This window comes from Streptomyces sp. NPDC041814, assembly GCF_055590565.1.
Genome location: NZ_JBVJAM010000001.1, coordinates 408364 through 430365, shown reverse-complemented (window position 1 = coordinate 430365; position 22002 = coordinate 408364). Strand labels below are relative to the sequence as shown.

General features: G+C 72.1%; 12 protein-coding genes. 7 read left to right on the top strand and 5 right to left on the bottom strand.

Features of this window, described 5'->3' with window-relative positions; translation table 11 throughout:
• Positions 1–67 precede the first annotated feature (67 nt).
• From ACZ6C6_RS01935 to ACZ6C6_RS01915, 5 genes are all read left to right on the top strand, one after another.
• Positions 68–844 (top strand): PspA/IM30 family protein, encoded by a 777-nt coding sequence (locus ACZ6C6_RS01935; protein ID WP_469198080.1) that lies wholly within the window; start codon positions 68–70, stop codon positions 842–844.
• A 9-nt stretch (positions 845–853) separates the two neighbouring features.
• Positions 854–1132, top strand: coding sequence for a PspA-associated protein PspAA (pspAA, locus tag ACZ6C6_RS01930; protein ID WP_469198078.1), 279 nt, complete (start codon positions 854–856; stop codon positions 1130–1132).
• A 134-nt stretch (positions 1133–1266) separates the two neighbouring features.
• A complete protein-coding gene (locus tag ACZ6C6_RS01925; RefSeq protein WP_469198076.1) occupies positions 1267–2535 on the top strand; it encodes a sensor histidine kinase in 1269 nt (422 codons plus the stop codon).
• Positions 2532–3227 (top strand): response regulator, encoded by a 696-nt coding sequence (locus tag ACZ6C6_RS01920; protein WP_469198074.1) that lies wholly within the window; start codon positions 2532–2534, stop codon positions 3225–3227. Before ACZ6C6_RS01925 ends, ACZ6C6_RS01920 begins: the two co-directional genes overlap by 4 nt.
• A 174-nt stretch (positions 3228–3401) precedes the next feature.
• Complete coding sequence (locus ACZ6C6_RS01915; protein ID WP_469198072.1) at positions 3402–6551, top strand: efflux RND transporter permease subunit; 3150 nt, start codon at positions 3402–3404, stop codon at positions 6549–6551.
• 87 nt (positions 6552–6638) lie between these two features.
• Here the strand turns inward: ACZ6C6_RS01915 and ACZ6C6_RS01910 are convergent, their stop codons facing one another.
• Complete coding sequence (locus ACZ6C6_RS01910) at positions 6639–11675, bottom strand: tetratricopeptide repeat protein (protein ID WP_469198070.1); 5037 nt, start codon at positions 11673–11675, stop codon at positions 6639–6641.
• Between the two features lie 197 nt (positions 11676–11872).
• Here ACZ6C6_RS01910 and ACZ6C6_RS01905 point away from each other — a divergent pair, with 197 nt between their 5' ends.
• Positions 11873–12196 (top strand): hypothetical protein, encoded by a 324-nt coding sequence (locus ACZ6C6_RS01905; RefSeq protein ID WP_469198068.1) that lies wholly within the window; start codon positions 11873–11875, stop codon positions 12194–12196.
• On the opposite strand, the gene ACZ6C6_RS01900 is transcribed toward ACZ6C6_RS01905, so the two are convergent.
• From ACZ6C6_RS01900 to nadA, 3 genes are all read right to left on the bottom strand, one after another.
• Positions 12168–17174, bottom strand: coding sequence for a tetratricopeptide repeat protein (locus tag ACZ6C6_RS01900; protein WP_469198066.1), 5007 nt, complete (start codon positions 17172–17174; stop codon positions 12168–12170). The two genes, ACZ6C6_RS01905 and ACZ6C6_RS01900, sit on opposite strands and share 29 nt — an antisense overlap.
• Positions 17175–17176: 2 nt before the next feature.
• Positions 17177–18580, bottom strand: coding sequence for an esterase/lipase family protein (locus ACZ6C6_RS01895; protein ID WP_469198064.1), 1404 nt, complete (start codon positions 18578–18580; stop codon positions 17177–17179).
• Positions 18581–18697: 117 nt separating this feature from the next.
• Complete coding sequence (gene nadA, locus ACZ6C6_RS01890) at positions 18698–19894, bottom strand: quinolinate synthase NadA (RefSeq protein ID WP_469198063.1); 1197 nt, start codon at positions 19892–19894, stop codon at positions 18698–18700.
• A gap of 234 nt (positions 19895–20128) precedes the next feature.
• Between nadA and ACZ6C6_RS01885 the strand changes: the two genes are divergently transcribed.
• The gene (locus ACZ6C6_RS01885) at positions 20129–20485 is read left to right on the top strand and encodes an iron-sulfur cluster assembly accessory protein (protein ID WP_018103583.1); all 357 of its coding nucleotides are present in this window, start codon (positions 20129–20131) and stop codon (positions 20483–20485) included.
• 72 nt (positions 20486–20557) lie between these two features.
• On the opposite strand, the gene ACZ6C6_RS01880 is transcribed toward ACZ6C6_RS01885, so the two are convergent.
• A complete protein-coding gene (locus ACZ6C6_RS01880) occupies positions 20558–21976 on the bottom strand; it encodes a hypothetical protein (RefSeq protein ID WP_469198060.1) in 1419 nt (472 codons plus the stop codon).
• Positions 21977–22002: the final 26 nt, after the last annotated feature.

The following is a 22002-nucleotide window of genomic DNA, read 5'->3' as shown; positions in this document are numbered from 1 at the left end:
GGGTTCTGTTGGAGTGCTGGAGCCCAGTTGAGTCAGAAGGGGGCGCGCGAAGCCCATGAGCGGTGTCATGAAGCGTATGGGGATGATCTTCCGCGCGAAGGCAAACAAGGCCCTTGACCGGGCCGAGGATCCGCGCGAGACCCTCGATTACTCGTACCAGAAGCAGCTGGAGCTGCTTCAGAAGGTGCGCCGCGGAGTCGCCGACGTGGCGACCTCGCGCAAGCGGCTGGAGCTGCAGCTGAACCAGCTGCAGGGCCAGTCCTCGAAGCTGGAGGACCAGGGACGCAAGGCGCTCGCGCTCGGTCGCGAGGACCTGGCCCGCGAGGCGCTGTCGCGCCGCGCCGCCCTCCAGCAGCAGGTCACCGACCTGGAGACGCAGCACACCACGCTCCAGGGCGAGGAGGAGAAGCTCACTCTCGCGGCCCAGCGGCTTCAGGCCAAGGTGGACGCCTTCCGTACGAAGAAGGAGACCATCAAGGCCACCTACACCGCGGCCCAGGCGCAGACCCGGATCGGGGAGGCCTTCTCCGGCATCTCCGAGGAGATGGGCGACGTCGGCCTGGCCATCCAGCGGGCCGAGGACAAGACGCAGCAGCTCCAGGCCCGCGCCGGTGCCATCGACGAGCTGCTGGCCTCCGGCGCCCTGGACGACCCGACCGGCACGGCGAAGGACGACATCGCCGCCGAGCTGGACCGGATCTCCGGTGGTACGGATGTGGAGCTGGAGCTTCAGCGAATGAAGGCCGAGCTGGCCGGCGGCTCCTCCTCACAGCAGGCGATCGAGGGCGGCCGGCAGGACTCCCAGCAGCAGAACAGCCAGTCGCACAAATTCGACAAGAACTGAGGCGGCGTCATGATCGTACGGATCATGGGGGAGGGCCAGGTGGTCCTGGCCGACAGCCATCTCGCCGAGCTCGACAAGCTCGACGACGCCCTGCTGGCCGAGATGGAGCGCGGTGACGGGCCGGGCTTCCGCACCACGCTCCACGCGCTCCTGGCCCGCGTGCGCGAGCTCGGCTCACCCCTGCCCGACGACTCCCTGGAGCCGTCCGAGCTGATCCTCCCGTCGCCGGACGCGACCCTCGAACAGGTACGCGCCATGCTCAGCGACGACGGCCTGATCCCCGGCTGACGCCGACCGCTCTCCAGCACCCGCACCCCTGCCCCGCGCCCGTCCGACGGACGCGGGGCAGGGGTGCGTTCCGGGGCCGGTCGCCGATCACAGCCGGACCGGGCCGCGCGCGGCACGCCGTAACGTAGCCCGACGTGACCACCCTCGGAACCGGGGTCCTGCGCGTCCGCCACTGGCTGCGCGCCCACCCCCTCGCGCTGGACGGCGCGCTCGCCCTCGGCGTGCTCGTGGCCATGGTCTTCGGGTCGTTCGTCGACCCCGGCGGGCACGACGGGCCCACCTTCGGCGCCCGCACCCCCGCCGCGAGCAGCCTGCTGCTGATGCTGCTCAGCGCGCTGGCCCTGATCCGGCGGCGCCGCGAGCCGATGGCGGTGCTCGCCGCCACCGGGGCGCTGACCGTCGTGGAACTGGTCACCGCGGACCCGCCGGCCCCCGTCGTGATGAGCTCCGTCATCGCGCTCTACACCGTCGCCGCGCGCACCGACCGGCCCACCACCTGGCGGGTCGGGCTGCTCACCATGGCCGCGCTCACCGCCGCCGCCATGCTCTTCGGCTCGCCGCCCTGGTACAGCCAGGAGAACCTGGGCGTCTTCGCCTGGACCGGGATGGCCGGGGCGGCGGGCGACGCGGTCCGCTCCCGGCGCGCCTTCGTCGACGCGATCCGGGAGCGCGCCGAACGGGCCGAACGGACCCGCGAGGAGGAGGCCCGCCGCCGGGTCGCCGAGGAACGGCTGCGCATTGCCCGCGACCTCCACGACGTCGTCGCCCACCACATCGCCCTGGTCAACGTGCAGGCCGGGGTCGCGGCCCACGTCATGGACAAGCGCCCCGACCAGGCGAAACAGGCCCTCGCCCACGTCCGCGAGGCGAGCCGGTCCGCGCTCAACGAGCTACGGGCCACCGTCGGTCTGCTCCGCCAGTCCGGCGACCCCGAGGCCCCCACCGAACCGGCCCCCGGCCTCGCGGTCCTCGGCCAGCTCGTGGAGAGCGTGCGCCAGGCGGGGCTGCCCGTCGAGGTGGCCTGCGCCGCCGAGGGCGAGCCGCCGCTGCCCTCGGCCGTCGACCTGGCCGCGTACCGGGTGATCCAGGAGGCGCTGACCAACGTCCGCAAGCACGCGGGGCCGGGCGCCAAGGCCGAGGTGAGCGTCGTACGGGTCGGGACCACGGCCGAGGTCATGGTCCTGGACAACGGCCGCGGGAACGCCACGGGCACCGATTCCTCCTCCGGCGGCGGCCACGGCCTGCTCGGGATGCGGGAACGCGTCACCGCCCTGGGCGGCACCCTCACCGCGGGTCCCCGCTACGGGGGCGGGTTCCGCGTCCATGCGATCCTGCCCGTCGAGGCCCGCGCGCAGGAGCCCGGTCGGCCGGGCGCGGCGGGCCGGACGGGGGAGAACGCATGACACCGGCCATCAAGGTCCTGCTCGCCGACGACCAGGCGCTGCTGCGCAGCGCGTTCCGGGTGCTGGTCGACTCGGAGCCCGACATGCGGGTGGTGGGGGAGGCGGCGGACGGGGCCGAGGCCGTGGAGGTGGCCCGCGCCGAGCGGCCCGACGTGGTGCTGATGGACATCCGGATGCCCGGCACCGACGGGCTCGCCGCCACCCGCATGATCAGCGCCGACCCGGATCTCGCGGACGTCCGCGTGGTCATGCTCACCACCTTCGAGGTGGACGAGTACGTGGTGCAGTCGCTGCGCGCCGGGGCCTCGGGCTTCCTCGGCAAGGGCGCCGAGCCGGACGAACTCCTCAACGCGATCCGGATCGCCGCGGGGGGCGAGGCGCTGCTCTCACCGGCCGCGACCAAGGGCCTGATCGCCACGTTCCTCGCACAGGGCGGCAGCGGGGCGGGCGAGGGGCCGGGGGCGGCCGCGTACTCGGAGCGGCTGGCAGCCCTCACCACGAGGGAGCGCGAGGTGCTGGTCCTGGTCGCGGGCGGGCTGTCCAACGACGAGATCGCGGAGCGCCTGGTCGTCAGCCCACTCACCGTCAAGACCCATGTGAACCGGGCGATGGCGAAGCTGGGCGCCCGGGACCGCGCGCAACTCGTGGTAATTGCGTACGAATCGGGCCTGGTGCGCCCACGGGTGGAGTGAAGGTGCAGCCGGGGCGTACTCCACCTGCGGTATGCGAGGCGTAAGAAAGCGACCCTGGGGCCGAGGACTTTCGTCCCGGGCATCGGCGATCGTATAGGTGGGCGGGATCTGTCCCCCGGGTACGACCCGGCATCCCGCCCGCCTGCCGCGTAAGCCACAGAAAGAGACCCACCCATGTCCTGGCTGTCCAGATTCAGCCTCGCGCAAAGGGCCCTGATCGGTCTGATCTCGATCGTCGCGCTCGTCTTCGGAGCGATAGCGATCCCGCAGCTCAAGCAGCAGCTGCTGCCCACCATCGAACTGCCGATGGTGTCGGTGCTCGCCCCCTACCAGGGTGCGTCCCCCGATGTGGTCGAGAAGCAGGTCGTCGAACCGCTCGAAAACTCCATCAAGGCCGTCGACGGCGTCACCGGCATCACGTCGAAGGCCAGCGAGGGCAACGCCGTCATCATGGCGACCTTCGACTTCGGTGACGAGGGCACCAAGCAGCTCGTCGCCGACATCCAGCAGGCCGTCAACCGGTCCCGCATCCAGCTGCCCGACGACGTCGACCCGCAGGTCATCGCCGGTTCGACGGACGACATCCCGACGGTCGTCCTCGCCGTCACCTCGGACAAGGACCAGCAGGCGCTGGCCGACCAGCTCGACCGCACCGTCGTCCCCGCCCTGGAGGACATCGACGGCGTCGGGCAGGTCTCCGTCGACGGTGTGCGCGACATCCAGGTCACGGTCACCCCGGACGACAAGAAGCTCGCCGCGGCCGGTCTCGACGCCACCGCCCTCTCCCAGGCACTCCAGGCGGGCGGCGCGACCGTCCCGGCCGGTGCCTTCTCGGAGTCCGGCAAGAGCCGCACCATCCAGGTCGGCGGCGCCTTCACCACGCTGAAGCAGATCGAGGACCTTCGGGTCGGCGGTCAGAACCCGGCCACGGGCAAGCCCGGCAAGCCGGTCCGCCTCGGGGACATCGCGACGGTGAAGCAGGAGGCCGCCACCGCGGACTCCATCACCCGCACCAACGGCCGCCCGAGCCTCGCCGTCATGGCGACGATGGACAAGGACGGCAGCGCCGTCGCCATCTCGGACGCCGTCAAGGACAAGCTCCCGGACCTGCGCCAGGACCTCGGCTCCGGCGCCGAGCTGACCGTCGTCTCGGACCAGGGCCCGGCCGTCTCCAAGGCGATCTCCGGCCTGACCACCGAGGGCGCGCTCGGCCTGGTGTTCGCGGTCATCGTGATCCTGGTCTTCCTGGCCTCGCTGCGCTCCACCCTGGTCACCGCGGTCTCCATCCCGCTCTCCGTGGTCCTCGCGCTGATCGTGCTCTGGACCCGCGACCTGTCGCTCAACATGCTGACGCTGGGGGCGCTCACCATCGCGATCGGCCGGGTCGTGGACGACTCGATCGTCGTTCTGGAGAACATCAAGCGCCACCTCGGCTACGGCGAGGAGCGCCAGTCGGCGATCATCACCGCGGTCAAGGAGGTGGCCGGAGCGGTCACCTCGTCGACCCTCACCACCGTCGCCGTCTTCCTGCCGATCGGTCTCGTCGGCGGCATGGTCGGCGAGCTGTTCGGTTCCTTCTCGCTGACCGTCACCGCGGCCCTGCTGGCCTCGCTGCTGGTCTCGCTGACCGTGGTCCCCGTCCTGTCGTACTGGTTCCTGCGCGCCCCCAGGGGCACCGCCGAGGACCCGGAGAAGGCGCGGCGCGAGGCCGAGGAGAAGGAGGCGCGCAGCCGCCTCCAGCGGATCTACGTGCCGGTGCTGCGGTTCGCCACCCGGCGCCGTATCACCAGTGTCGTCATCGCCTTCGTCGTCCTCTTCGGCACCTTCGGCATGGCACCCCTGCTGAAGACCAACTTCTTCGACCAGGGCGAGCAGGAAGTCCTGTCCATCAAGCAGAAGCTCGACCCGGGCACCAGCCTCGCGGCATCCGACGAGGCGGCGCAGAAGGTCGAGAAGCTCCTCGCCGACGACAAGGGCGTCAAGGACTACCAGGTCACCGTCGGCTCGTCCGGCTTCATGGCCGCCTTCGGTGGCGGCACCGGCTCCAACCAGGCGTCCTACCAGGTCACCCTGAAGGACTCCGCCGAGTTCGAGGCCACCCAGGACCGCATCGAGAAGGGTCTCGCCAAGCTCGACGGCATCGGCGACACCACCATCAGCGCGGGCGACGGCTTCGGCAGCCAGGACCTGAGCGTCGTGGTGAAGGCCGCCGACGCGGACGCCCTGAAGAAGGCGTCCGAGCAGGTCCGCGCCGAGGTCGCCAAGCTCAAGGACGTCACCGACGTCCAGAGCGACCTGGCGCAGAGCGTCCCGCGGATCTCCGTGACGGTCAACGCGAAGGCCGCCGACGCCGGTTACACCCAGGCCACGCTCGGCGCGGCCGTCGCCGGAGCGGTGCGGGGCACCCCGTCCGGCAAGGCGATCATGGACGACACCGAGCGCGACGTCGTCGTGAAGTCGGCGCACCCGGCCACCACCATGCAGGAGCTGAAGGACCTTCCGCTCGGCAAGGTGAAGCTCGGTACCATCGCCGACGTGAAGCTGGTCCCCGGGCCGGTCTCCATGACCCGGATCGACGGCCAGCGCGCCGCGACCGTCACCGCCCGCCCCACCGGTGACAACACCGGCGCGGTCAGCACCACGCTCCAGACGAAGATCAAGGCCCTGGACCTCCCGGACGGCGCCACCGCCACCATCGGCGGTGTCTCCGAGGACCAGGACGACGCCTTCAAGAACCTGGGCCTGGCCATGCTGGCGGCCATCGCGATCGTCTTCATGCTGCTGGTCGCCACCTTCCGGTCGCTGATCCAGCCGCTGATCCTGCTGGTCTCCATCCCGTTCGCCGCCACCGGCGCGATCGGCCTGCTCGTCGTCACCGGCACCCCGATGGGCGTCCCGGCGATGATCGGCATGCTGATGCTGATCGGCATCGTGGTCACCAACGCGATCGTGCTGATCGACCTCATCAACCAGTACCGGGCCCAGGGCCTGGGCGTGGTCGAAGCGGTCGTGGAGGGCGGTCGCCACCGTCTCCGCCCGATCCTCATGACGGCCCTGGCGACGATCTTCGCCCTGCTCCCGATGGCGCTCGGCGTCACCGGCGAGGGCGGTTTCATCTCGCAGCCGCTGGCTGTCGTCGTCATCGGCGGTCTCATCACCTCGACCCTGCTGACGCTCCTCCTGGTGCCGACGCTGTACGCGATGGTGGAGCTCCGCAAGGACCGCCGCCGGAACAAGAAGGCCGCCAAGCGGGCCGCGAAGGCCGGCGTCCCGGCCCCGGCGGAGGCGCGGGAGTCCGGCGAACCGGAGCCGACGCGGGCCTGACCGGCCCGGCCTGATTCACCCGGCAACACCAGGGGCCCGGCCCGCACGCTCGTGCGGACCGGGCCCCTTCGCGTGTGCGGGTGGCCGTCAGGCGGCCCCGCTGAGCGCCTTGATCATGCGGAGCCACAGCTCCCCGTACGGCTCGGCGTACCGGACGCTGAGGCCCGCGATCTCCCGTACCAGCCGGGCACGGATCTCCTCCGGCGCACGCGGGATCAGCTCGGCCAGCTCCTCCGGCTCGATGCCCTGGACGGCCCCCGAGAGGACCATGCCCACCTGGGCGTGGGTGAAGGAGGACAGCCGGTCCTCGAAGACCTGCCCCTCGATGGCGGCCGCGTGCATCAGGGACGCGCCGTCACCTGCCTCCAACGACCGCTCCACGTAAGCCTGCAGCGCGTCCCGGTCCTCGACCAGCCGGTAGGCGGCGTCCATCCCCTCCGTACGGGAGACATCCAGGACGGCGACGTGCGAGAGCGGCGTTTCCGGGGACGGCCGGGCCTGGAGCAGGCGCGGATGCTCCTCCAGGTAGGCCCGCGACTCGGCCCAGGACTCGCAGCCCACCCACTCGGCCAGCTGCCCCGAGAGGATCAGCGGATCGTAGGCGGAGGTCACGCCGTGGTCGAGCACGAACGCGCGGAGCGCGGCGTGCTGCCGCGCGGTGGCCGGGTCCAGGAGCGCCAGCTCTTCCAGCGCCGTCGCGGCCTCCTCGCCGCCGAGCGTGTCGGCGTAGCGGGACCACAGATCGCGCGACGCGGTCCAGTCGGGCGCGAACATCCAGGTGCCCACCGCTTCCAGCGTCGCGGCGGAAACCGAGAGCCAGTCGGGCGCGGGGCCGTGGGTCTCCGCCTCCCACGCCTCACGCACTTCCCCCTGGTCGCCGTGGGCACGCAGGGCCCGTCGTGCCCGTACGGTCACCAGGTCCGGACCGTCCTCCGGTTCGAGACCGGCGTCCCGCCCGAGGAACGACACGAGCGCGTGTACGCCCTCCGAGGGCAGCGGGTCGGGGCAGCCCAGCAGGAAGATGCTCCGCTCGACGCCGAGGCGCCGGGCGGTCACGGGATGGACCTCCGCGAACTCGGTCGCGGTGGTCGCGTATGCCTCGGCCGCCGAGGCGTGGTCGCCGGTACGGGCCAGTGCGCGGGCCAGGTTCCCGACGGCGTGTGCCAGATCGTCCGCGAAGGGACGCGGGTTTTCGAGGGCCAGGGCGCGGTACGCGGCGACCGCCTCCCGTGCCGTGTCCACGGAGCCCTCGTGGTCGTCGTTCATCCCGCGCAGCTTGCCGAGGTTCCGCAGGGCGCGCGCCAGGTCGGGGAAGTGGGCGCCGCTGCGCTCCTCCGCGAGCAGGCGCCAGAGGTCCACCTCTTCCCGGGCCACCGGCAGAGCCTCCGCCGGGCTGCCGGTGTCGGCGAGATTCTGGGCCAGGGTGCCGAGGGCTCCCGCGAGGGAGGAGCGCAGGACGGGTGCGTCGGGGACGAGTTCACGCAGGAGCGCGACGGCCTCCGAGGCGGTCGGCAGCCCCTCCTCCGGCTCCCCGGCCCGGTTCAGATGGGAGGCGAGGTTGGCGAGTGCCGTGGCCAGCTCCGGGCGGAAGACGGCGGGCCGCAGCACGGCGAGTTCCCGGCGGAGGCCGACCGCCTTCCGGGCCGCCGCGAGCGCTCCCGACAGATCGCCCAGGGACGCGCGGTGGTTGCCGACGTTGTTGAGGGTCAGCGCGTAGTCCGGGAGGAACGCGTCCCGGTCCTCGACGGCGAGGCGCCCGTAAAGTCCGGCGGCCTCCTCGGAGTGCGTCAGGGCCTCCGCGGGCTCACCGTCGGCGGTCAGATGCATCGCGAGGTTGCTGAGCATCGCGGCCAGCCCGGGAAGCCCGGCCTTGGGCGTGCTCCTGACCACTTCACGCTGGAGCTGGAGAGCCTGGCGCGCGAACAGTACCGCCGTGGTGCGGTCCCCGATGGCGGCGGTCTTGTTGGCCATGGATGTCAGGGCCCGGGCGAGATCCGCCCGGAAGACCTCCGGGCGCTCCTGGGAGAGCGCGGCATAGGTGCGCGCGGCCTCGCGTGCGGTGGCGAGCGCGTCCTCGTGGTCCCCGGTGGCGGAGAGCCGGTCAGCCAGGTTGTGGAGGGCTGTGGCCAGATCCTGCCGGAAGGCGGCCGGGTGGTCCGCGACGAGCTCGCGGCAGATCACCACGGCCTCCCTCGCGGGTTCCAGCGCCCCTGCGAGGTCGCCCACGTCCTGCCGGTGTACGGACAGGTTGGCCAGGGATCCCGCCAGGGCCGCTCGCAGCGCGGCGGGGCGGCGCTCGGCCGCCTCCCGGTTGACCCGGACCGCCGCCGCCGCGTGCGGCAGGGCGTCCTCGGGACGTCCGACGGACTTGAGCGCGTGGGCCAGGTTGCTCAGGGAGGAGGCGAGCGCGCCCAGGAACTCGTCCGGGCGCGCCGCCGCCAGCTCGGTGTGGATCTCTACCGCTTCCCGCACGGCCGGGACGGCCTCCCGGCGCTCCCCGACGGCCAGCAGACTCACCGACAGGTTGTTCAGCGAGGCGGCGAGCCTGGGGCGGAAGGCCGCCGGTTCCTTCTCGGACAGCGCCCGGAAGGCGTCGGTGGAGTCCCGCGTGAGCGTCAGCGCGCCTTCCCGGTCGCCGGTCTCGTGGAGCCTCTGGCCGAGCGTGGCGAGGGCCACGGCGAGGTCCCCGCCGGACACGTCGCCCCCCGCCGCCGTGATGTTCCGCTGAAGCGCGACCGCCTCCCGCGCCGGGTCCAGCGCCCCGTCCGGGTCCCCGGCATCGGCGCACCGGTTGGCGAGGTTGATGAGCGCCTGGACCAGCGCCGACGAACGGTAGCCGTACGTGGGCTCCTCCAGGTCCCGCAACAGCTGCACCGCCTCCCGCGCCACGTCCAGCGCCCCGTTCAGGTCCCCCACCGCCCCCAGACGTTCCGAGAAGCCGTGCAACGCCTGCGCCAGGAGCAGGGACCCGCTGGCCCCGATCCGCTTGACGAACTCCCGCAGCGCCTCGATCCCCGGTTCGCCCGCCCGCACCGCGTGCCACGCGAGCGCCCGCACCACGTACGGGTCCACCGCCTCCCAGCCCTCGTCCGGCACCTTCCGCTCCACATGCGCGACGAGAGCCGCGAGCACCACCTCGGCGGCCTCGGCCCCGCCCGGCACCGGCCGGGACGCGAGATGCGAGACGAACTCCCGGTGGTACAGCCGGTACACCGCCTGCCCGTTCTCCGCGTCCTCCACGATGTAACGCCCGTACGCGGACAGCACCCAGTCCACGTCGCTCTCGTCGTACGGCGTGGCCCGGCCGCCCAGCGCCCCGGCGACCTCTTCCCAGACGCCCCCGGCGGGCATGCCGCGTCCGGCCGTCCAGGCCAGGGCGGTCAGCAGATCGCGTGCGGCGGACGGGAGTTCGGTGCCGTCCGCCAGGACCCGGACCGGGCCCGCCCGCAGATCGTCCTCGAACGCGGCCCCGATGGACTCCGGCAGACGGGTCTGCCAGGCGTCGTCCCTGGCGTCCCGCCCCTCCGCCAGCAGCGAGCCCGTCACCAGCCGGGCGAACAGGAACCCGCCGCCCACCGCCGTGGCACGCGCGGCGACCGCCTCGCCCGCCTCCCGCGCCCGGTCCGCCGGGAAGCCGCTCGCCTCGCACCGGCGGGCCACGTAGGAGGCGATGTCCTCCTGGGTGTCCGGCTCCTCCTCCAGGTCCGCGGTGGTGACGGCCGCCCCGATCAGCCGGGCCAGCGCGTCCGGCAGGGTCTCATCCGGGTGCCCATCGTCCGCCAGCCGGGCGCGGAACGCCCGCTCGCGCGAGCCCAGCAGGACCGGGACCGCCCGGCTGAGCGGGAAGACCAGCTCCTCGATCATGGCTTGCAGATGCTCGAGGGGCACCTCGTCCAGGCCGTCCAGGACCAGCACCGGACGCCGCTCCAGCTCGCGCAGCTCACCCCGGAAGTCGTCCGGGTTGCGCGGCTCCGGCAGCCCGAGCCGCAGGGCCAGCTCCGCAGCGGCCTGAAGCGGGCCGAGGCCCCGCAGATGCACTGCCGCGAGCGGGTGCCCGGGGCCGGGGCCGGGGCCGGGGTCGTCCTCGCGCAGGCCGCCCTGCGCCTCGGTCTCCGCGCGCCACTCCGGGTCGGTGAGCGTCGCGATCCGGCCCAGCACCGCCGACTTGCCGCAGCCCGCCGGGCCGGTCACCAGGAAGAGCCCGGCCTCGTCCGCCTTCAGCCAGTCCGTGATCCGGCCCAGGACCCGCTTCCGGCCCGTGAAGAACGAGCCCTCCTCGCGGAACCCGACGCCCCGGGCCGCGAGCACCAGGTGCTCCACCAGTCGAGCGGGCGCCCCGCGCACATGGCGCGGATTCGGGAAGACCGGCCGCCCGGTGCCCAGGGCGGCCGGGACCGGCGTCTGCCCCTCGCCGCGCCACCGCTCGCCGAGCGCGGCGAGCACGTCCGGGCCGCTGACCATCGCGTTGTGTGCGCTCCATGCCGAGCGGTACTCGCTGGTGGCCGGGCCCTCCCTCAGCACCTCGGCCAGCGCGTCGAGCAGCGGCCCTGCGCCGTCCGAGGTCTCACCGCGCCGACAGCTCGTCATGATCCCGAACCACTGGACCCGGCCGGGCGGCGCGGAGGTGGTCTCCCAGCGCCGGAGCGCCTTCTCCAGGCCCCGGCCCACGGCGTCCCCGGCGTGGCAGGCGTCGATGAGCACCAGGATCTGGTCGGCGCCGGATGCCACCGCCTCGTTGACCAGCGTCTCGGGCGAGACCCCGTGCCGCAGGGCACGCGTGTCCCGGGCCACTTGATCGACATCGAGGTCCAAGTCGCAGAGTGCCAGCCGCAGTTCGTCGTCCACGAGCACGCCGTGCCCGGACCAGACGATGATCGCGGGCTTTCCGGCGCCGGACGCGCTCCAGGCGGTGAGGTCCTGGTCGAAGTCCGCCCAGGCCGGGTTGCCGCCGCCTGCCAAACGGGCCGCGATCCCCAGCGCCTCAAGGCGGTTGACGATCCCCTCCATCTGGGCCGTCGCGCCGGTCAGCCGCGGGAAGGTCCGCTCGTCGGCGTACGTCTCGCACACCACGCACAACGCGGTTCCCACGGCCTCGCCGCCCACCACATCCGCCTCATCCGCCACTGGGCGCCCCGCCTTCCCGTGCATACGCCGCTGAAATGGACAGCAGCGTATGCACGGATGGGACGCCGGAGGGCCGCTCCGGACAAACTCGGCTCTTTCCGGCCCTCGGGTGATAAGGAAACGGCCTGTCCCACACCCAGGTGCGGGACAGGCCGTTGTGCTGCGTGCTACTTCAGGGAGGCGGAGGCGGAGGCGACATGATGTTCGACGCGCAAGGGAACGCGATGCGGCTGCTCCCCTGGGTCGGCGAGAGCGGCACCCCGTGCTACCTGAGCAGCGACGACCCCGGCGGCCGGCTGTCGCGGCTGGCCGACGAGGTGGAGACGGACCTGCTCGACTCGGCCCAGTACGTGTTGCGTGAAGCGCGGGCGCTGCTGGCCGAAACGGGCGTGGGCACGCGCGAGTTGAGGTTCACCGGGGTCCGGCTGGCGGAGTCGTTGCAGGACGCCCTGCGGATCGCGGAGAGCCGGGGATACCGGATCGCTCCGGCGCTCACCCCGGCGACGCCAGTACCTGAATGATCCGCGCCCAGTGCGCGGCGTGCTGCGGTGCGTGGGCCGCGCTGAGGGCGGCGGTCTCGGAGATCAGGCGGTTGCGTACGTCGGGCGAGGCGTCGGCGACGAGGAGGGCGAGGCTTTCGGGGTCGGCGTCCTCAGGGGTGCCCGCGAGGAGCAGGGCGGCTTGGTGGTGGGTACGGGCGGAGAGCCGGTCGTCGTACACCTCGTCCTCGATGGAGGCCGCGTGGCGGAGGGCTTCGGCGTCGCCGGTGGTGAGGGCGGTGTCGACGTACTGCTGGAGGGCGGTGCGGTCGCGCACGAGGGAGTAGGCCGTGGGGATGCCGTGGGTGCGGGCTGCGTGAAGGAGGGCGGCGGGTGTGGAGTGGGGCGGGGTGAGGTGGAGGAGGTCGGGGTGGGCTTGGAGATACTGCTCGGACTCCTCCCAGGTGTCGGCTTCTGCCCAGTCGGCGAATTGCTCGCCGAGTAGGCGGGGGCGATAGGCGGCGTACGCGCCTTGGGCAAGGATCTCCTGGCGGAGCGCCTCGTGGTCGGCTGCGGAATCGGGGCTGAGGAGTGCGTACTCGGTGAGGGCCAAAGCGCCTTCCGGGCTGCTCAGAAGCTCCGCGTGTTGAGCCCACTGCGCGTACGAGTCGGCCCAGGTGGACGCGTACACCCATGCGGCGGCCGAAGCCAGCGCCTGAGGGGTGAGGGCCAGCCAGGCAGGGGGCGCTGCGGAGAACTCCTCCTGCCAGACCGCTGCTACTTCCTCGTGGTGTTCGACGTGCTCCCGCGCGTACGAGCGGAGGGAGTTCCGCGCTTGGAACGTCACTTCGTCCGAGGCGTCGGAGGCTTTGATGTCCGCCAGTCGAGCGAGACGATGGAGGCCCGCTGCGGTTGAACACTCCTGTCTCCGCATCAGGAATTCAGCCTGTCCGAGAGCGAGAGTCCGGCCTGCTGCCGGGTGTTCGGCGCCGAGGTCGGCGATGACTCGCTCGTACATCTGGGCTGCGGCTGAGGGATCTCCGGCATTGGCGAAGTGGTTGGCGAGGTTGCTCAGTGACGTGGCGAGGTTCGGGAGGTAGGCGCCGGGGTGCTGTTTGGCCAGGGCACGGAAGAGGTTCGTGGCTTCGTGGGCAGTGGTGAGCGCCTGGTGCTGGTCTCCGGTTTCCGTGAGGCAGATGGCGAGGGTGTTGAGGGACGCGGCGAGGTTGGGCGTGTAGGTGGCGGGGTGTTGTGCGGCGAGGGTGCGCCGGATGGCTACGGCTTCACGGGCAAGGGCGAGTGCGCCTTGGTGGTCTCCGGTGATGGAGAGTCGGACAGCGAGGTTGCTGAGGGAGGTGGCGAAGCCGGGAGTGAAGGCTGCGGCGTCCTGTTCGGCGAGGGTGCGGAAGAGATCGGTGGCTTCGCGAGCGGCGGCGAGTGCCCCCTGGTGGTCTCTGGTGTTGGCGAGGTGGCTGGCGAGGTTGCCGAGGGAGCCTGCGAGGTCGGCAGTGTGGATGGTGGGGTGTTGTGCGGCGAGGGTGCGCCGGAGGCGTACGGCCTCGTCGGCGGGGGCGAGTGCCCGTTGATGGTCCCCGGTCTCCGAGAGGCGAATGGCGAGGTTGTGGAGGGCGCTGGCGAGGTCGGGGGTGTGGGTGGCGGGGTGTTGTTCGGCGAGCATGCGTCGGATACGTACGGCTTCGTGGGCGGGGGCGAGTGCGTCCTGCCGGTCACCGGCGTTGGCGAGGCAGCTGGCAAGGGTGTTGAGGGAGCTGGCGAAGTCGGGGGTGAAGACTGCGGCGGCCAGCTCAGCCAGAGTGTGGAAGAGGCCGGTGGCTTCGTGGGCGGCGGCGAGTGCGCCTTGGTGGTCTCCGGCGCTGGTGAGGCGGATGGCGAGGTTGTTGAGGGAGGTGGCCAGATCGGGGGTGAAGGCTGCTGCGTCCTGTTCGGCGAGGGTGCGGAAGAAGCCGGTGGCTTCGCGAGCGGCGGCGAGTGCGCCTCGGGGGTCGCCAGCGGCGATGAGGTGGTTGGCGAGGTTGTTGAGGGCCTTGGCGAGGTTGGGGGCGTGGGTGGCGGGGTGTTGTTCGGCGAGGGTGCGCCGGATGCGTACGGCCTCGTGGGCGGCGGTGAGTGCGTCCTGCCGGTCTCCGGTCTCTGCGAGACAGATGGCGAGGGTGTCGAGGGAGGTGGCGAGGTTGGGGGCGTTGGTGGTGGGGTGTTGTTCGGCGAGGGCGCCGAAGAGGTTGGTGGCTTCGCGCGCAGGTGCCAGCGCGCCTTGATGGTCTCCTGCGGCCGTGAGGTGGTTGGCGAGGTTGTTGAGGGCGCCGGCGAGGCTGGGGGTGTGGGTGGCGGGGTGTTGTTCGGCGAGGGTGCGTCGGATGTGTACGGCTTCGTGTGCGGCGTCCAGTGCGCTCGGGTGTTCGCCGGTGTCGGCGAGGTGGGTGGCGACGTTGCTGAGGGCCTTGGCGAGGTTGGCGGAGTGGATGGTGGGGTGTTGTTCGGCCAGGCCGCGCAAGAGGGCGGCGGCTTCGAGCGCCGGTGCCAGCGCGCCTTGACGGTCTCCTGCGTCGGCGAGGCGGCTGGCGAGGTTGCCGAGGCACACGGCGAGGTCGGCGGTGTGGGTGGCGGGGTGTTGTTCGGCGAGGGTGCGTCGGATGCGTACGGCCTCGTGGGCGGCGGTGAGTGCGCCCTGCCGGTCTCCGGTTTCTACGAGACAGATGGCGAGGCTGTTGAGGGAGTCGGCCAGGTCAGGACGGTAGGTGTTCGGATCGCTCGCGCTGAGCTCCTCGTAGAGTCCGACTGTCGCGCGCGCGTACGTCAAGGCCTCGTCCCGTATTCCTGCGTTCGACAGAACGAAGCACAATCCGTGCAGCCCTTCGGCCAGGTGAGGCATTCCACTCTCCTCATCCCAGGCCGCCACCCCCCGCAGCACTTCAATCCCCGCCGCGCCACACCCCACCGCATGCCGCACCAGCCCTCGCGTCACATACGGGTCCACCTCCGACCAGTCACCCACCCGCCCCTGCCGCTTCACCAACTCCACCAGCGTCCGCAGCACCACCTCGCCCGCCGCCGCCCCACCCGGCCCCTCCCGCCGCCTGAGGTGCGCAACGAACTCCCGGTGGTACAGGCGGTACACCGCCTGCCCCTCCTCCGCGTCCTCCACGATGTAGCGGCCGAAGGCGGACAGCGCCCAGTCCACGTCGGTCTCGTCGTACTCGACGCCGCCGCCCAGCGCCCCGGCCACCGCCTCCCACACACCGCCCGCAGGCATCCCCTGGCCCACCGTCCAGGCCAGCGCGGTCAGCAGGTGCCAGGCCGCCGAGGGGAGCACCGTGCCGTCGTCCCGCACCCGCGCGGGCACCGCGCGCAGCTCGTTCTCGAACGCGGCGTCGATGGAGTCGGGCAGATTCGTCAGCAGGGGCCCGTCCTCCCCTGACGCGACCCGGGCCAGGGCCGTGCTGGTGACCAGGCGGGCGAAGAGGAAGCCGCCGCCGATGTCCGTGGCTCGCTCCGAGATCGCCGCTCCGACCTCCCGGACCGGGCCTTCCACCATCCCGGCTGCGTCGCACCGGCGCCGCACGTACTCGCCGATGTCTTTCTGCGTGTGTGGTTCGTCTTCGAGGTCGACGGTCGTCACGTCTGCCCCGATGAGACGGGCCAGAGTCTCAGGCAGGGTCTCGCGGCCCTCCTGCTGACTGCGGAAGACCCGCTCCCGCGAACCCAGCAGCACGGGCACCGACCGGCTCAGCGGGAACACCAACTCCTCGATCATGCTCTGCGTGTGCTCGGCCGGTACCTCGTCCAGGCCGTCCATGACCAGGACCGGCTGAGGCGCCAACTCCCGCACCTCCGCCCGGAAATCGTCTGTACTGCGCGGCCGGGGCAACCTCAGGGCATGGGCCAGCCGTTCCGCCGCCTGCAACGGAGTCAGGTCGCGCAGGTGCACCGCCGCGAGGGTGCGTTCCGCACGGATGCCCGGGTCCGGGTCACCGCCGCGCAGTGCGCCGCTCGCAACGGCCCGCTCCCGCTGCTCCGGGTCCGCGAGCGTGGCGATACGGCCGAGCACGGCGGACTTCCCGCAACCGGCGGGCCCGGTCACCAGGAACAGGCCGGGCGCGTCCTCGTCCAGCCACTCCACGATCCGGCCCAGCACCCTCGTACGGCCGGTGAAGAACCAGCCCTCTTCCCGGTGGCCGACCCCGCGTGCCGCCTGCACCAGGTGTTCTACGAGCCGGGGCGGGGCCTCGGGGGAGTGGAGTGGGTTGGGGAAGGCGGGCCGCCCGTCGCCGAGGGACGCGGGAACCGGTGTCTGGCCCTGGCCGTCCCACCGTGTGGCGATGGCGCTCATCAGGTCCGGGCCGCTGACAAGGGCGTTGTGGTCGCTCCACGCCGAACGGTACTGGTTGCCCGCCGGGCCGGCCTTCAGCACCTCGGCCAGAGCGGCCAGCAGCGGGCCGCTGCCGTCCGAGGTCTCGTGGCTCTGACAACTCGCCAGGAATCCCAGCCACTTGGCGTGCCCGGGGGGTGCTGATTCCTCCGCCCAGCGCGCGAGAGCCGTATCCAGCGCCGGGGCCGCGCCGCCGCCCGCGTAACAGGTGTCGATGATCACCAGTACGTGTTCGGCGCCGGAAGCGACCGCGTCGCTGACCAACTGGTCGGTCGTCACGCCGTGCCGCGTCGCCCGCGCTTTCCACTGCCCGGGGTCTGCGGCAGGCTTCAGGTCCGACAGCACGAGCCGCGTCCGGCCGTCGACCCGCACCCCGTGCCCCGACCAGATGACCAGCGCCGGTTTGGCGTCACCCGTGGCCACCCACCCCTCGGACCACTCCTCGCTCTCCTTGCGGAACGCGTCCGACGAAGGATTCCCGCCCCCCACCTTCCGCGCCTCGTACCCCAGGCCCTCCAGCAGCCGCACGATCTCGTCCATCTGGGCCGCCGCCCCCACGAGCCGTGGAAACCTCCCCCCGTCCGCGTACTCCTCGCACACCACACACAGCGCCGTCCCCGCCGCACCGGTCATCGTCAGCCCCGCTCCAGAACCAGCACCAACGCGGTCATCACCACATTGGCCGAAACACGCGTCCCGATTCGCACCCGGTGCCCGCCCACCGGAAGCCCGTTGACACGCGCGGTGTACACCCCGCCACCCCGGTTCGTCATCGTCCGCATCGGACCGTCCTCCACCCCCGCGAAGACGGCGACCCGATCGTGCCCCGGCACGTCCGGGGGCACCGTGGCCCGGATCTCGTAGACCTCGCCCTCCACCAGGATCTCCGGCGCGTCCACCGAGAGCGGCACGTCCTCGTCCTCCGAGCCCCGGTGCACCGGCGGTTCGGGGGTGAGCCAGTTGTAGAGGGCCTGGCGGACGGCCCTGTTGTTCTGGAGGGAGCCGTGCTTCTCCCACGGGGTGTACGCATGCCGCCCCGCCCCCACCGCGCGGCTGGAGAGATCGGGCACCCGCCCATCGCCCCCCTCGTCCACCCCTTCGATGGTGAGCAGCGCGCTCAGCGTCTCGCCCTCCATCTCGGCGGTCGTCGGCGTCGGCTGCCGCACCCCGCCGACCGGGACGTACTCCACCCCGTACCGCGCCCCCGCGCCGGACTCCCGCAGATCCGCATGGAACCGGCCCGCGAGGCGCAGCAGCTCCCCGTCCACCCCGGGCAGCCCCGTGACCTCACGTGCGTACCGCAGCCCCGAGCCCCCGGCGGCCGCCAGGCACGCGTAATCCGGCGTGAGCTGGTGCAACGACGGCAGGCTCCGGGCGAACGCCGTGAGGTCGAGGCCGACCGGGCCGATCCCGTACCGCATGCCGTTGACCAGGTACAGCAGCGCGTCCAGCGACCCCCGGTACGGCGTTCCCAGCGTGACCACGCGGCGCGTGACCTCCGCGCCGCCGCACTGCTCGACGTAGCTCCGGGTCACCAGGCCGCCCATCGAGTGGCAGAGGAAGACCACCTTCGCGTCCCGCCGGTCCGGCCGGGAGGCGCGCCAGCGGCCCAGCTCCTCGTCCACCCGCTCGGCCAGCCGCTCCGCGTTGTAGCGGCAGGAGAGCCGCCAGTCGTAGGCGAAGCCGACCAGGTTGGCCGGGACGTCCGCCGCCTCGCCCGGCAGGCGGCGCCGGAGGGTGAAGTTGGCTTCCAGCCAGTTCAGCAGGCCGCTGTACCCGTCCACGGGCTTCCACACACCCGGCAGGGCGTGCACATCGGACATGAGCCCCGCGGGCCGTACGCCGTCGCCGGGGTGCTCGTCGCCCAGGCCGGCCGGGAGCGTCAGGTCCTTGACCGAGTTGCCGAAGGTGCGGATGCCCCGCGTCAGGGCCTTCCCGGAGGCCGCCCAGACCTCGTGCCCGTCCGCGTCCGCGAGCGTGCTGCCGAGGATTCCCGGTACGACGACCACCAGGTCCTCGGCCCTGCTGCGCTGCCCCATATGACCGTCCCCCGTATCCACGCCGCCGAATGAGGACAGCAGCGTAGATACGGGGGACAGGGTTCCGGGCCGGTCCGGACAAAATCGGCCGCGTCCGGACCTTCCGTACGAGGATGCCTACGGCAGCGCCAGCATCCGCTCCAGCGCCAGCTTCGCGTACTTCTCCGTCTCCGGGTCCACCACGATCCGGTTGACCTCCTTGCCCTCGGCCAGGGACTCCAGGGTCCAGACCAGGTGCGGCAGGTCGATGCGGTTCATCGTGGAGCAGAAGCAGACCGTCTTGTCGAGGAAGACGATCTCCTTGCCCTCGGGGGCGAAACGGTTCGCCAGGCGGCGGACGAGATTCAGCTCGGTGCCGATCGCCCACTTCGAGCCGGCCGGGGCCGCCTCCAGGGCCTTGATGATGTACTCCGTCGAGCCGACGTAGTCCGCGGCGGCCACGACCTCGTGCTTGCACTCGGGGTGCACCAGCACGTTGACGCCGGGGATGCGCTCGCGCACGTCGTTGACCGAGTCGACCGAGAAGCGGCCGTGCACCGAGCAGTGGCCGCGCCACAGGATCATCTTCGCGTTCCGCAGCTCCTCGGCGGTCAGGCCGCCGTTCGGCTTGTGCGGGTTGTAGAGGACGCAGTCCTCCAGGGACATGCCCATGTCCCGCACGGCGGTGTTCCGGCCCAGGTGCTGGTCGGGCAGGAAGAGCACCTTCTCGCCCTGCTCGAAGGCCCACTCCAGGGCGCGCTCGGCGTTGGACGAGGTGCAGATCGTGCCGCCGTGGCGGCCGGTGAACGCCTTGATGTCGGCGGAGGAGTTCATGTACGAGACGGGCACGACCTGCTCGGCGACACCCGCCTCGGTCAGCACGTCCCAGCACTCCGCGACCTGCTCGGCGGTGGCCATGTCGGCCATCGAGCAGCCCGCCGCCAGGTCCGGCAGCACGACCTTCTGGTCGTCGGTGGTCAGGATGTCCGCCGACTCGGCCATGAAGTGCACACCACAGAAGACGATGTACTCCGCCTCCGGGCGGGCCGCGGCGTCCCGGGCGAGCTTGAACGAGTCACCGGTCACGTCCGCGAACTGGATGACCTCGTCGCGCTGGTAGTGGTGACCCAGGACGAAGACCTTGTCGCCCAGCTTCTCCTTGGCCGCGCGGGCGCGTGCCACCAGGTCCGGGTCGGACGGGGAGGGCAGGTCGCCGGGGCACTCGACACCGCGCTCGCTCCTGGGGTCGGCGTCGCGGCCCAGCAGGAGCAGGGCGAGCGGCGTCGGCTGGACATCGAGATCCTGGACGGGGTGGGCCGTGGTCACGTCACGCACCCTTTCTTCTGCGGACTTCTCTGGGGAGAAAGCCTTTTCGTCTAATTGACGTTATCTATCATAGCCGCTTCACGTCACTTTGACGATGCCGAAAGCGTCAATGTGACGCATCCGCCCGCAGGACGGGTGTGCGAGCATGAAGGGAACAGGCAAGCGCTCGGCCCGGAATGAATCCGCGGCCCCGACGGTTGCAACGTCGGCAAGCAGTCTCCGTACAACCCGGGAGAGAAGCAGATGTCCGTATCGGACGAGACCACCACCGTGAGCGACGGCATCCTCCTGTCCGACGCCGCCGCAGCCAAGGTCAAGGCCCTGCTGGAGCAGGAAGGCCGTGACGACCTGGCGCTTCGCGTCGCCGTCCAGCCCGGCGGCTGCTCCGGCCTGCGCTACCAGCTCTTCTTCGACGAGCGCTCGCTCGACGGCGACGTCGTCAAGGACTTCGACGGTGTGAAGGTCGTCACCGACCGCATGAGCGCCCCGTACCTGGGCGGCGCCTCGGTCGACTTCGTCGACACCATCGAGAAGCAGGGCTTCACCATCGACAACCCGAACGCCACGGGTTCCTGCGCCTGCGGCGACTCCTTCAGCTGAGTCGCGCCACAGCGTGAAGACGGCGGCCCCGGGACCTCGGTCCCGGGGCCGCCGTCGTCGTACGGAAAGGGCTCAGGCCCGCGGCACCACGGAGCCCGACGCCTCGTCCACGACCTTCCGGCCGTCCAGCGGCCGCTCCAGCGTGACCGTACGGGTCAGCTCCTTCGCGATCATCACGCAGATCTTGCCCGGGTCCTTCTTCTCCGTCACGGTGACCCGGACCGTGTCCCCGTCCTCACGCGCGGCGGCGGTGTACGTACTGCACACCCCGCCCCAGAACGTCACCGCGAGCGTGCGCCCGTCCGCGCTGTACGACTGGACCGCCCGGTCCTTCGTCGTACCGCCGCCGCCCGTGGACTCGCCCGGCACCGGCTCCCGCTTCAGGTACTCCGGGTCCACCGCCACCTGCGTGACCGTGTCACCGACGCCACCGGCCGGCTTCACCGAGAAGATCCAGGACGGCACGAGCAGCTGCTCGCCGCCCGCCGTGTGCACCGCCAGGCCGAAGACCGCCTTCTCCACCGTCACCGTCGTCGCGGGCCGCTCCGCACCCGTCTTCGCCCCGCAGCTGACGCCGTCCGACAGCGGGGCCGGTGAGGCGCACCCGCCGATCTCCCTGGCAGGCGGCTGCGCCGCGTTGAGCCGCTTCAGCGCGTCGGCCGCGCCGATCACCGGATAGGCGTCGCCCTTCTCCAGGGCCTTCAGCTTTCCGGCGCCCCCGGTCACCTGGCCGTCGGGGCCGACCTGGATGCCGGTCGCCCAGCCGTACGTGGGCAGCCCGTCCACCACCGGATCGGCGTTGACCACGCGGGCCGAGCCCATGACCTGACCGGCGTCCACCGCAGCGCCGCCCTGGCCCGCCGCCTTCAGGACCGGCGCGGCGGCGGCCTTCGCGGTCTTCTCGTCCACGGGCTGCCCGGAGCCGCCCGGGGCCACCGAGCAGACGGCCCCCTTCTTGCAGTTGTCCGTCCCGCCGGAGCCGTACCGGGTGAAGGTCCAGCTCCCCGGCGCCTGCTTGTTCACCCGCAGCACCGGACCCGAGCCGTCCCCGTCGGAGCCGACCTTCCAGGAGGTGGCCTCCGACTGCGGGGTGCCCGAGAGGCCGAGCGCCTTCGCCAGCCGGGTGACCTCGGCGGCCGTGACCGTGCCCCCGGCGCGCTGGACGGCGGCCTTCTCCGGCCCGTCCGGCAGCTTGCCGGACGCGCGGTAGACCAGCCGCCCGCCGTGCGGATCGGGCTCGCCGGGGGCGATGCCCTCGCGGGAGGGGGCGGTCGGCGTTCCGGCGTCGTCCAGGGCCAGGGGCGGGGGAGCGGGAGCGGAGCCGCCGTCGGCCGCCGTGCTCCGCGTGTCGTCGCCGCCGTCCGCCGCGGTCGCGGCCCAGTACGCTCCGCCGCCACCGGCCAGCAGGACGGCGGCCGCCACCGAGGCCGCGACCAACGGGGAACGCCGCCGGGTGATGGTCACGTCGTTGTCGGGTCGCTCGGTGCTCACCGGATCGCTCCTTCGCCTGCTTCGCC

Bases quoted from the DNA above. Each gene is read 5' to 3' on its own strand.
- pspAA (WP_469198078.1), top strand. From the start codon at position 854: ATGATCGTACGGATCATGGGGGAGGGCCAGGTGGTCCTGGCCGACAGC.
- ACZ6C6_RS01935 (WP_469198080.1), top strand. From the start codon at position 68: ATGAAGCGTATGGGGATGATCTTCCGCGCGAAGGCAAACAAGGCCCTT.
- ACZ6C6_RS01895 (WP_469198064.1), bottom strand. From the start codon at position 18,580: ATGGGGCAGCGCAGCAGGGCCGAGGACCTGGTGGTCGTCGTACCGGGA.
- ACZ6C6_RS01900 (WP_469198066.1), bottom strand. From the start codon at position 17,174: ATGACCGGTGCGGCGGGGACGGCGCTGTGTGTGGTGTGCGAGGAGTAC.
- ACZ6C6_RS01915 (WP_469198072.1), top strand. From the start codon at position 3,402: ATGTCCTGGCTGTCCAGATTCAGCCTCGCGCAAAGGGCCCTGATCGGT.
- ACZ6C6_RS01905 (WP_469198068.1), top strand. From the start codon at position 11,873: ATGATGTTCGACGCGCAAGGGAACGCGATGCGGCTGCTCCCCTGGGTC.
- ACZ6C6_RS01885 (WP_018103583.1), top strand. From the start codon at position 20,129: ATGTCCGTATCGGACGAGACCACCACCGTGAGCGACGGCATCCTCCTG.
- ACZ6C6_RS01920 (WP_469198074.1), top strand. From the start codon at position 2,532: ATGACACCGGCCATCAAGGTCCTGCTCGCCGACGACCAGGCGCTGCTG.